This window comes from Umezawaea sp. (genome assembly GCF_036375055.1).
GTDB lineage: Bacteria > Actinomycetota > Actinomycetes > Mycobacteriales > Pseudonocardiaceae > Umezawaea.
Genome location: NZ_DASUSQ010000107.1, coordinates 82,165 through 92,289, shown reverse-complemented (window position 1 = coordinate 92,289; position 10,125 = coordinate 82,165). Strand labels below are relative to the sequence as shown.

The window sequence follows — 10,125 nt, the reverse complement described above, 5'->3', positions numbered from 1 at the left end:
GGTACGGGGCGTTGGGTGTGTTGGGGACCAGGGACGACCTGTCGGCGTTCGTGTACGAGGGGATCGACGCCGAGACGCGGGCGGGGATGGGGCACCTCCCGCGGGGGAGGGGGCTGCTGGGGTTGTTGATCAAGGATCCGCGTGCGTCGCGGCTGCTCGACCTGGGTGAGCACGAGGCGTCGGTGGGGTTCCCGCCGAACCATCCGCCGATGCACGGTTTCCTGGGTGTGCCGGTCCGGTTGCGGGAGGAGATCTTCGGCAACCTGTACATGACGGAGAAGCGGGGTGGGGCGGGGTTCACGCCGGATGACGAGGTGGTGCTCCAGGCGTTGGCCGCGGCGGCGGGGGTGGCGATCGAGAACGCGCGGTTGTTCGAGCGGTCGCGGATGCGGGAGCGGTGGTTGGAGGCGACCCCGCGGAGATCAATTCGGAGTTGTTGGGCGGTGCGTCGGCGCAGGACGCGTTGCGGCTCATCGCCCAGCGCATGGTGGAGCTCACCGGCGCGCACTCCTCGATGATCGTGCTGTCGGAGGAGGGCGAGCTGGTCGTCACCGCGGGCGCGGGTCCCGGTGCGGAGGAGATCGTCGGGCGACGAACGCGGGAGACCCGACGAGAGGTGTGCGATGACACGAGCGCTGGTCGTCTACGAGTCGATGTTCGGCAACACGGGGGAGGTCGCGAACGCCGTGGCCAGGGGGATCGCCGCGACGGGGGAGGTGGACGTCGTCGACGTCGGTGCGGCACCGACCACCCTGCCCGACGACGTGGACCTGCTGGTGGTCGGCGCGCCCACCCACGCGTTCGGCCTGAGCAGACCGAGCACCCGCGGGTCGGCCGCCGACCGGGCGGCGGGCGAGGTCGTGTCCACCGGGATCGGTGTGCGCGAGTGGCTGGACTCCCTGCGGCCCCTCGGCACGCCCGCGGCGGTCACCGCCTTCGACACGCGGGTCAAGATCCCGCTGGTGCCCGGCTCCGCCGCCCGCCGCGCCCTCGGCACGCTGCGCCGACTCGGTTTCCCGATGCTCGTGCGGTCCGAGAGCTTCTTCGTCACCGGCACACCGGGCCCGCTCAGGGACGGCGAGGTCGAGCGCGCCGAGCGGTGGGGCGCGAAGCTCGCGGCGGCGCACGCGGCACGCAGGCACGTGCGGGGGAGTTGACGACCGTCGGTGAGCCGCGTGCGACCCGCCCGCGGGACCTTCGCTGCCGTTCCGCGGACTTTCGCCACTGCACCAGCCGAGCCCGTCCGCCGACACTGGGGAGGAGGTCCCGTCGACGGAGGTCGTGGTGCGAGAACCGAGTGTTGACCGGGTGATGACCCGGAACGTGGTCGCCGTCCGAGCCGCCACGCCGTTCAGGGAGCTGGTCGAGCTGCTGGACGGCCGGGGGGTCAGCGCGCTGCCCGTGGTGGACGACCGCGATCGGCCCATCGGCGTCGTGTCGGAGGCGGACCTGCTGCCCGAGGAGGAGTTCCGCGGCGGCACCGAACCGCCGCCGGGGCTGTTGGTCGACCGGGCCCGCAAGGAACGGTGGCGCAAGGCCCTCGGTGTCGTCGCCGGGGACGTGATGACCACGCCGGTCATGACGATCGCCCCCGACGCGCCGGTGAGCGCCGCCGCGCGGCAGCTGGCGAGGTCGGGCGCGCGCAGGCTCTTCGTGGTCGACGCCACCGGGGCGCTCGCGGGTGTGGTCGCCCGCCGCGACCTGCTCGGCCTGTTCCTCCGCGACGACGGGCAGATCCGCTCCGAGGTGCTGGAGCAGGTGTTCCACCGCGTCCTGCTCGTCGATCCGGCGACCGTCGACGTTCGGGTCGACGACGGGGTCGTGACCGTGCGGGGACGTCTGGACCGCCGCACCGACACCGAGCTGGCCGAGCGCCTGGTCCGCGCGGTGCCGGGAGTGGTCGACGTCGTGTCCGACCTCGCGCACGGCTGGGACGACACGGCGATCAAGGTCGACTCGGGCCTGGAGCCAGGGTACTGAACCCCGTTCGACGGAAGAGCGGAAGAGCGGCAGCACCAGGAGGGGATGAGGATGCACGCGGAGACCGGTGACTGGCTGCTCGTCGAACAGCCCATCGCGGACAGGTCGGCGCGCAGGGGGGTGATCGTGGGGGTCCGGCGGTCGGACGGCCGACCGCCCTACGTCGTGCGCTGGCTGGACACCAACCACGAGGCGCTCGTCTACCCCGGCCCCGACGCGCACGTGGTGACCGCCGCCGAGCTGGCCGAGTTGGACGCGCGGGTGGCGGCGCGGGCCCGCGCGGTCCAGCGCTCCACCGATGCGGACCGCGCACCACACCCGCGCTGAGCAGGCGGTACAACACTTCCTTGGCAGATCTCCCACGTGCTTCGGTGACGCTCGGCGGCAGCACCACCCGCCCGAGACCAACCGGATTCGGGTCACCGGCACGTTCCCAAGGAGATCACGTGCAACGCATGCGGAAGTTCCTCGCCGCCGCGGTCGTCGGTTTCGTCGCCACGATCACCGTCACCCTCGGAGCCGCGCCCGCGCAAGCGGCTCCGGCCCCGGTCCCGCCGAGCCGGGAGCAGGTCACGACCCTCGGCGTCGGCGAGTGCGTCGACCACCTCATCAACAGCAACTACTACCCGAGCAACCTGCGCATCTCCATCTGCTCCGCGGCGGCGGCGATCGGCACCCCGAACGCCGCCGTCGCCTGCACGGGTGCGCTGATGGCCACCGGTGTGCGCTTCCTGGTGGCGGGGGCGGCCTGCGCCCTGGCCATCGTGTGATCGACCGGACCGGGGGTGGAGGGCTCCCGCGGGCACCGCTCCGCCCGCGGGAGCCCTTCCGCGCCGCGCTCAGCGGGCGGGCCCGTCCCACACCGCCCGCACGGCCTCCGCGACCGCCGCCGCCTGCGCCCGGCCCGCCTCGGCCGCGGCGGCTCGTCGGGCGGGGTCGAGGACGTTGCCGCCGATCGCCGCGCGCGCCGCGTCGTCCGGGCTCAGCAGGATCGACCGCGCGTCCAGCGCGGCGAGCTGGACGTCCGGGCGACCGGCGCGGCTCAACCCCCTGGTGATCGGCGCGAGGACGACGACCCGCTCGTGGCCCGCGGCCAGGTCGACGTTGGCGAGCGAGCGCATCCCGCCGTCCATGTAGCGGTGGCCGTCGATGGTCACCGGCGGCCACACCAGCGGCACGGCGCAGCTCGCGGCGACGGCGTCGAGGAACGGCACCCCGCTGTCCCGGTCGAACACCGCGAACGAGCCGTCCTCGGCGTTGACGGCCGTGACCCGCAGCGCGCGCTCCGGCCAGCCGCGCTGGGCGAGCCTGCCCTCGAACACCGCACGTCGCTCGGCCTCCGACACCGTCCGCGCGCGCAGCGCGGCCCGGCCCAGACGGGCGCGTTTGCGCTGCCCGGTGCCCGGTAGCGCGTAGGCCGCGGCGTAGCGCAGCACCATGCCGCGGGTCAGCCGGGCCGCGATCTCGTCGCGCGGCGGGCGCAGCTGGTCCGCGTACAGCCGCTCCAGGGGCGTGCCGCCCGCGAGCTGGGCCGCGACGACGGAGCCCGCCGACGTCCCGATCAGCAGGTCGGCCCCGGTCAGGTCCACCCCCGCCTCGGCCAGCCCGTGCACCAGACCGATCTCCCAGGCGATCCCGGTGACCCCGCCACCGCCCAGCACCACCGCGCGTTCCTCGTCGTCCACGGCTCCACGATGCCGGCACGGGCGTCGCGGGCCCGTACCGGTCGCTGCCTGCGGGGACTCCGCCGTTCTGCGCCGGGGGTCGACCGGGGGTGACGGCCCACCGGTCACCCGACGCGGGCCGACACCTCGTCCAGCGCCGCCGTCTCCTCCGCGGTGAGCTCGAACTCGGCCGACGCCAGCAGGGCGGGCAGCTGGTCGACCGTGCGGGCGCTCGCGATCGGCGCGACGACACCGGGACGGCCGCGCAGCCAGGCGATGGCCACCGTCGACATCGCCACCCCGCGGGCGGACGCGACGTCCTCCACGGCCTTGACGACGGCGAACCCGGCCTCGGTGAAGTACCGGCTCGCCAGGACCCGCCGGAGCCGTTCGCCGAACTCCTGCCTGTTGCTGCGGTTCTTGCCGGTGAGGAGGGCACCGATCACCGCGAAGTACGGCGCCGCCCTGCCGAGCGGGCCGACCTCGCGGTACTTGCCGGTGAGGAACCCGCTCGCCAGGGCGAAGTACGGCACGGCGGCGATCCCCTCGTCGGCGAGCAGGGGAGCGATCTCGCGCTCGTAGCGGCGGCGCGTCACGAGGTTGTAGTCCGGCTGGACGACGGCGGGCGGCTCGTAGCCCTCGCGGCGGGCGATGTCGAGCCACTCCCGGATCCGCGGGGCGCTGTAGTTCGACAGGGCCACCACGCGGATCTTGCCCGCTCGGTGCAGGGAGTCGAACGCGGCGGCGGTCTCGGCGAGCGGGGTCCTCCGGTCGTCGAAGTGGGCGTAGTAGACGTCGACGTGGTCGACCCCCAGCCGGACCAGGGACGCCTCCAGCGCCGCCGTGACGGTGGGGGCGGCGAGTCCCTTGAACTCGGGGTGCCGGCTCACCTTGGTGCCGATGACCACGCTGTCGCGGTTGCCCCGCGCCGCCAGCCACGAGCCGATGATCGTCTCCGACTCGCCGCCGGAGTTGCCGGGCACGGAGGAGGTGTAGCTGTCCGCGGTGTCGATGAAGTTGCCGCCGCCCGCGACGAAGGCGTCCAGGACCCGGTGCGAGTTCTCCTCGTCACTGGTCCACCCGAACGTGTTGCCGCCGAGCACCAGCGGGAAGACGTCGACGTCGGTGCGACCGAGCCGTGCCATCGAAGATCCTTACCTTGGGGGGAAAGCGATCCAACGCCCGGCGACCCTATCGGCCGTCGGGAGGCCGTCACAAGCCGGCGCGGTGCGCCAGGCCGTCCGCGAGGAGGCCGGGGCCCGCCTCGAACGCCGAGCCGTGGCCGACCGGCGAGAGGTCGGCGGGCAGGTCCGCGCCGCCGTCGGGACCGGGGTCCGCCTGCTCCTCCAGGACGCTGCCGACCGTGAAGCGGCCCGCGGCCAGCGCCGTCCGCGCGTGCTGCTCGGGCAGGCGTGACGAGGAACTCCAGCTTGCGGCGGAGCCGGTCGAGGTCGGCGGTGGGCGTGGTGCCCGCGTGCAGCCTCGCGCCGTCGCGGCGCGGCGGCGGCGTGCGGCGGACGCTGCGGGTGCTGTCCGGAACCACTCGCGCCAGTCGTCGCCGGGCACGGGCAGGGGTTGCGCCGCGTGGGGCGCCATCGCCGCCTCCGCCACGGCGGCGAGGAGGTCCTTCTTGGCGCGGAAGTGCCAGCAGGGCGACGGCTGCTCAACAATCCCTCGCTGACGGGGCAACCCTGAAAATCACTCACAGAGGGATTCCGGGGTGGTCATGACCGGGGGAGCACGGACGCGGTCGCCGCGGGTCCTCGTCCGCGACACCCGCACTGTTCCGGGTGGCCGCCAGATCACGCGCCGCAGCCACGACCCGACCGAGACGCGGGTGTACTTCGTGCCGAGGGAGTCCGAGGAGGCGTCGGCGGTCCACCGCGCGCCCGTGCGGCGGCGGCAGGAGTTCTGGGCGGACGGGTTCCGCGACGCGGGGTGGCGGACCGAGCGCTTCGTCGACGCGTGGGGCCAGCCCGTTCTTCCACTCCCAGGAGGTCGTCCAGGTGCGCGCCGACACCTGGTCGAGGGGGAGCGTCGTCCTGGTGGGCGACACCGCGCGCTTGCAGCGGGACGGGCGCCTCCGGCGCGCTGTCGGCGCCCACGTCCTGGCGGGAGAGGTCAACCGGCACCCGGACGACCTGCCGACCGCGCCGGCGAACCACGACCGGGTGCCGCGGCCGTTCGTCGACGCGATCCAGGGCGAGGTGGAACCGCGCCTGCTGCGCCCGGCCGTGCCGGGGACCCGGCGCGCGGTCGACGCCCTCCGGACCGTCACCGCGCCGGCGCGCCTCCTGCGCGTCCCCGACCTCGCCGCGCGCTTCGCGACGGACGACCGCGGCGGTGGCCGGCGGCTGCCCGAGGACCCGGCTCCGGTCGGCGCCGCCTGAGGCGGGTCGCGCGCGCCCGTGCCGCGCCCTGGTGCGTGCGTCACAGCGCGCCGCCCACGGGTGGTGCGGGCCGGGTCGGACACGGCACGTCACCGGCACCTCCGTGTCCGAAAAGCGGGCGATTCCTCCCCATCACGGTTACTTGACCGGTTTAGTACCTGTCGCTACTGTCGAAGTGTCCCGTTACAGTCGCATTACGCTCCGCTATGCCGTCGCGTATTCGTTGTGTTCGCCCCGCGCGTCCACCTGGTGGGCCTGCGGGGTGTTTGTCTGTTTCGGAGTGCGTGGCGGCCCAGCCCGAAGGATTGTTCTCATGGTTGTGCACAAAATCGCGGTCGTCGTGCACGGCGGTGACCCGCTGTCCCGAGCGGGCCTCGCAGGCTTCCTGGAGCAGCAGCGCTCGCTGGTGGTGCTCGACGAGGACGTCGCCGTCGCCGACCGCGCGAACGGGGTCGCGGTCGTGCTCGACGACCGGGTGGACCCCGTCGGCGTGGTCCGGTTGCGCAAGCTCGTCCTCAGCACGAACCAGAAGGTCGTGCTGGTGACCGGCGAGCTGAGCGAGCTCCAGGTCGAGATGGTGCTCGACGCGGGGGTGCAGTGCGTCGTCTGGCGGCACCAGGCCACGGGGGAGCGGCTGGTGAGGGCGGTGGAGACCGCGGCGCGCGGCGAGGGCGACGTGCCGTCCGACCTGCTCGCGCGGCTGCTGGCGCAGCTGCGGGGCGCGCACCGGCGGACGGGGACGTCGCTGCCGCCCGCCGCCGAGCCCACGCCGCGCGAGCTGGGGGTGCTCCGGCTCGTCGCCGAGGGCCTGGACACCAAGGAGATCGCGGACCAGCTCGCGTACTCCGAGCGCACGGTCAAGGGCGTGCTGCACGACGTGATGGTGCGCAGACGGCTGCGCAACCGGGCGCACGCGGTCGCGTTCGCGGTGCGCGAGGGCTACATCTGATCCGCCTCCGGGGAGCCGCGTCGCGGGAATTGCACGAAAAGACCGTCCGAATTTACATTTTCGGGCAGGCCCGCTTCGGTGAGAATGGCGATGTCCCGTCATCCCGAATCGCAGGGGTAAAGGGGCCCGAACCACGCTGTTCGAGGTGGGCGGCCCCGGCCGAGCGGAGGTGGCTTTGTCGTTCAGCCCGTACATCGGCCGAATGCTCGACGACCTCGCGCTGTACTTCTCGACCAGGCGGAGCGCTCGGCCCGTCGACGAACCGTCACCGACGGTGAACGGTCCTGTCGAGCCCGAGCCCCGCCCGGTGGAGCGGGGGGACTGATCCCGCGGCGCGTCACCGGCCGGAGCCGGAGGCCAGCACCGTGGGCAGCCCCGCCAGGAACTGGTCCAGGTGCACGGCGCGGACGTCGTCGTTGCCCGCGCACTTGTGGGACAGGTCGTAGCGAGCCGGTCGGGAGTCGTCGTGGAAGTACACCGCTCGCGGTCGCAGGTCGTCGGTCAGCTCGAACACCGGGTTCGCCACCAGGAAGTCCCGCACCGCGGGGGTGTCCCGGTTGGCCCGCCACCACACCCGCAGCCTGCCGTTGTGGTTGGGGGCCACGGTGATCGTCGGGCCGAACCGGCGCTTCCACTGGAAGATGCCCTGGCTGATCCACGCCTCCACCGCGCCGAAGTCGACGCGCGAGCAGCCGTTGTCGTCGGCCCACCCGAGCAGCAGGTGGTAGAGCGCCTTGAGGGCCCCGTCGTCGTGGTGGACCTGGCTCCCGTCGCGCACGCCCAGCAGGCGCACCGTGAGCACGGAGCCGTCCGGGCTGCGGTGGCACAGCACGCCCGCGGTCCGCAGCCCGTCGACGACGGCGAACGCGAGCAGACCCCGGCGGAACAGGCACTCGTGCGCCCGCGCCTTGGTCTCGTTGCGGGTCCGCTCGCCGTGCCGCAGCTCCATCGTCGGCACGTGCATCCGGTCGTAGAACAGGTCGAAGGACTCCTCGTCGGTGGCGACGTCGATCGCCACCTCGCGGCTGTTGCGCAGGGCGTTGAACCACTGGCGCTCCCGCTTGGAGACCCCGCGCCGCCAGGAGCCGTCGCCGGTCAGGTCGACCGACAGGTGCATCCGGTACGGCAGGACGAGGGCGCTGTCCCTCGGCAGGGAACCGATCTGCGCGGCCGTTCCGCTCACGGCCACCAGGTCGGCGTCCGGCAGACCGCCGGGCCGGAACAGCCGCCCCCGGTCCAGCAGGTGCTCGCGGCGGTCGGTGGTCGCGACACCGCCGATCTCGCGGCGCTGCTCCAGCAGCTGCCGGATCACCACGCCGTGGTGCACGCCCGCGTACCCGATGCTCGGGCCGTCCGGATCGGCCTCCGACACCGCTGACGTCGCGCGTCGGAGCCGCGTGTCGACCGCGCTGCGCAGCGCGACGAGCCGCGGGTTCTCGCTCTGGTCCCAGGAGTACCCGGCGCGCATGCGCCACCGGTGCGTCTCGGTGAGGATGTTCATGCAGGACGACTCCTCGTCTTCGTTCGAGGCTGTCGCGGAGCCCGTCGCGGTCGGTGGTCCGCTCGGTGTGCAACCGATCATGCTCACGCCGGGCGGGAGGGGGAACGTTCGACCGGACGGACTTTTCGTGCAGGGTTCCGATGGCTGGGAATTCATCTGTGGCGATGGTCACCGAAGAAGTTCCGCCCACTTGTGGCAACAATACGCCCATTCGGGTGGGGAAACGCCCGCCCTACTCGACAGCACTCCGGCCATATCGGATCCGGGCGATCGCCGCAAGGGGGCGTGCGGATTGTGCGATGGTGGGTCCCACGCTTTGGGTATTCGCAGGTGGACGCCATTCGCGGTGGTGAGGGCATTTCCCTGTAACACCCCTTGCCTGCCCAATGTCGGCAGGTTTCCGCCAGGCGTCTCGATTGGAGCCCCGGCGGTATGCGGAAGCTACTCTGGAGTCCTGTCCAGCGTTAAGGATCACCGCATGTCGACGCACAGAATCCCAGTGGTCGTGTACGACGGCGACCCGTTGTCCCGCGCGGGTGTCATCGAGTTCCTGGAGGACCGGCCCGACGTGGTCGTCCTCGACGAAGCCGGTCGGTCGGACGCCGACCGCGCGTGGAGCGTGGGGGTTGTCCTGGTCGACGTCCTCGACGCCGGCGCCGTGGTCCGGTTGCGGACGCTGGTCGCGGACATGGGCGGACGGGTCGTGCTCGTCGTCGGCGACCTCGACGAACCGCAGGTCGAGATGGTGCGCGGCCTGGGTGCCCGCAGCGTGGTCCACCTCCACCACATCACCCCCGCACGCCTGGTCAAAGCGGTGCGGAGCGTGTTCCGCGGTGGTGGCGACTCGGCGGTGAACATGCTGTCCCACCTGTCCGCGCAGGCCCGCGGCTCGCGCAGGGGCAGGCGCGAGAGCATCTCGGCCGAGGCCGTCCCCACGGAGCGGGAGCTGGAGGTGCTCAGACTCGTCTCGGAGGGGTTCGACACCAGGGAGATCGCCGAACGCCTCTCGCTGTCCGAGCGAACGGTAAAGGGCGTGCTGTCCGACGTGATGAGGCGCAAGCATTTGAGGAATCGGGCACACGCGGTCGCGTTCGCCGTGCGCGAAGGCTATATTTGACCACCCTCGGATCCGCTGATATGTGAATCGATGGCGACGGCCTGCACGAAAAGTCCGTCCGGACGGACGTTCCGTCTCCCGATCGACGTGAGCATGATCGGTTTTGCATCGATGTGAATCGCATATCTCCTCGTCGAGAGGGACGGAATCCATGCCTCTGCGCATCACCAAGAAGTTTGAATTCTCGGCCAGTCACCAACTCACGGGACTGCACGACGGCCACCAATGCGCACGGCTGCACGGGCACAACTACGTCGTCGAACTGGAGCTTTCCGCGGCCACGGTCGACGACCTCACGCCGACCGGATTCGTGCGCGACTACGGCGACCTGTCGACGTTCAAGACGTGGCTCGACAAAACGCTCGACCACCAGCACCTCAACGACATCGTCCCCGGAAACCCGACGGCCGAGAACATGGCGGTCTGGATGTTCGACCAGTGGGCCGCCGAGTACCCCGAACTCACCGCCACCCGCGTGTCCGAAACGCCCAAGACCTGGGCCGAGTACCGACCCTGACACCGGC

Annotated in this window: 12 protein-coding genes and 1 pseudogene; 9 read left to right on the top strand and 4 right to left on the bottom strand. The window is 72.2% G+C overall.

Translation table 11 applies throughout. The features are described from left to right. The 5 genes and pseudogenes from VFZ92_RS27660 to VFZ92_RS27640 form a co-directional block, all read left to right on the top strand. Positions 1-589: pseudogene (locus VFZ92_RS27660) on the top strand (GAF domain-containing protein); the annotation flags it as partial. Positions 590-623: 34 nt separating this feature from the next. Further along, a complete protein-coding gene (locus VFZ92_RS27655) occupies positions 624-1,157 on the top strand; it encodes a flavodoxin family protein (RefSeq protein ID WP_330878974.1) in 534 nt (177 codons plus the stop codon). A 154-nt stretch (positions 1,158-1,311) separates the two neighbouring features. Then, the gene (locus VFZ92_RS27650) at positions 1,312-1,980 is read left to right on the top strand and encodes a CBS domain-containing protein (RefSeq protein WP_330878973.1); all 669 of its coding nucleotides are present in this window, start codon (positions 1,312-1,314) and stop codon (positions 1,978-1,980) included. 45 nt (positions 1,981-2,025) lie between these two features. Beyond that, entirely contained in the window at positions 2,026-2,307 is a 282-nt protein-coding gene (locus VFZ92_RS27645; RefSeq protein ID WP_330878972.1) for a DUF1918 domain-containing protein, read from the top strand. Positions 2,308-2,426: 119 nt separating this feature from the next. Then, on the top strand, positions 2,427-2,750 hold the full coding sequence (locus VFZ92_RS27640; RefSeq protein ID WP_330878971.1) for a hypothetical protein: 324 nt from the start codon (positions 2,427-2,429) through the stop codon (positions 2,748-2,750). Positions 2,751-2,819: 69 nt separating this feature from the next. Here VFZ92_RS27640 and VFZ92_RS27635 read toward each other — a convergent pair whose 3' ends face one another. The 3 genes from VFZ92_RS27635 to VFZ92_RS27625 form a co-directional block, all read right to left on the bottom strand. Continuing rightward, positions 2,820-3,665, bottom strand: coding sequence for a patatin-like phospholipase family protein (locus VFZ92_RS27635; protein ID WP_330878970.1), 846 nt, complete (start codon positions 3,663-3,665; stop codon positions 2,820-2,822). A 104-nt stretch (positions 3,666-3,769) separates the two neighbouring features. Continuing rightward, positions 3,770-4,789 (bottom strand): aldo/keto reductase, encoded by a 1,020-nt coding sequence (locus tag VFZ92_RS27630; protein WP_330878969.1) that lies wholly within the window; start codon positions 4,787-4,789, stop codon positions 3,770-3,772. A 67-nt stretch (positions 4,790-4,856) separates the two neighbouring features. Continuing rightward, positions 4,857-5,240 (bottom strand): hypothetical protein, encoded by a 384-nt coding sequence (locus VFZ92_RS27625; protein ID WP_330878968.1) that lies wholly within the window; start codon positions 5,238-5,240, stop codon positions 4,857-4,859. 410 nt (positions 5,241-5,650) lie between these two features. Here VFZ92_RS27625 and VFZ92_RS27620 point away from each other — a divergent pair, with 410 nt between their 5' ends. Then, on the top strand, positions 5,651-6,034 hold the full coding sequence (locus VFZ92_RS27620) for a hypothetical protein (RefSeq protein WP_330878967.1): 384 nt from the start codon (positions 5,651-5,653) through the stop codon (positions 6,032-6,034). A gap of 313 nt (positions 6,035-6,347) precedes the next feature. Continuing rightward, on the top strand, positions 6,348-6,983 hold the full coding sequence (locus VFZ92_RS27615) for a response regulator transcription factor (RefSeq protein WP_330878966.1): 636 nt from the start codon (positions 6,348-6,350) through the stop codon (positions 6,981-6,983). A 337-nt stretch (positions 6,984-7,320) separates the two neighbouring features. On the opposite strand, the gene VFZ92_RS27610 is transcribed toward VFZ92_RS27615, so the two are convergent. Continuing rightward, complete coding sequence (locus VFZ92_RS27610; RefSeq protein WP_330878965.1) at positions 7,321-8,484, bottom strand: hypothetical protein; 1,164 nt, start codon at positions 8,482-8,484, stop codon at positions 7,321-7,323. A gap of 478 nt (positions 8,485-8,962) precedes the next feature. On the opposite strand from VFZ92_RS27610, the gene VFZ92_RS27605 reads away from it, so the two are divergent. Beyond that, on the top strand, positions 8,963-9,601 hold the full coding sequence (locus VFZ92_RS27605; RefSeq protein WP_330878964.1) for a response regulator transcription factor: 639 nt from the start codon (positions 8,963-8,965) through the stop codon (positions 9,599-9,601). A 151-nt stretch (positions 9,602-9,752) separates the two neighbouring features. Next, the gene (locus VFZ92_RS27600) at positions 9,753-10,118 is read left to right on the top strand and encodes a 6-carboxytetrahydropterin synthase (RefSeq protein WP_330878963.1); all 366 of its coding nucleotides are present in this window, start codon (positions 9,753-9,755) and stop codon (positions 10,116-10,118) included. Positions 10,119-10,125: the final 7 nt, after the last annotated feature.

Excerpts from the sequence above, each read along its gene's own strand:
- VFZ92_RS27615 (WP_330878966.1), top strand. The coding sequence starts at position 6,348 with ATGGTTGTGCACAAAATCGCGGTCGTCGTGCACGGCGGTGACCCGCTG.
- VFZ92_RS27645 (WP_330878972.1), top strand. The coding sequence starts at position 2,026 with ATGAGGATGCACGCGGAGACCGGTGACTGGCTGCTCGTCGAACAGCCC.
- VFZ92_RS27625 (WP_330878968.1), bottom strand. The coding sequence starts at position 5,240 with ATGGCGCCCCACGCGGCGCAACCCCTGCCCGTGCCCGGCGACGACTGG.
- VFZ92_RS27610 (WP_330878965.1), bottom strand. The coding sequence starts at position 8,484 with ATGAACATCCTCACCGAGACGCACCGGTGGCGCATGCGCGCCGGGTAC.
- VFZ92_RS27630 (WP_330878969.1), bottom strand. The coding sequence starts at position 4,789 with ATGGCACGGCTCGGTCGCACCGACGTCGACGTCTTCCCGCTGGTGCTC.
- VFZ92_RS27655 (WP_330878974.1), top strand. The coding sequence starts at position 624 with ATGACACGAGCGCTGGTCGTCTACGAGTCGATGTTCGGCAACACGGGG.
- VFZ92_RS27650 (WP_330878973.1), top strand. The coding sequence starts at position 1,312 with ATGACCCGGAACGTGGTCGCCGTCCGAGCCGCCACGCCGTTCAGGGAG.
- VFZ92_RS27605 (WP_330878964.1), top strand. The coding sequence starts at position 8,963 with ATGTCGACGCACAGAATCCCAGTGGTCGTGTACGACGGCGACCCGTTG.
- VFZ92_RS27600 (WP_330878963.1), top strand. The coding sequence starts at position 9,753 with ATGCCTCTGCGCATCACCAAGAAGTTTGAATTCTCGGCCAGTCACCAA.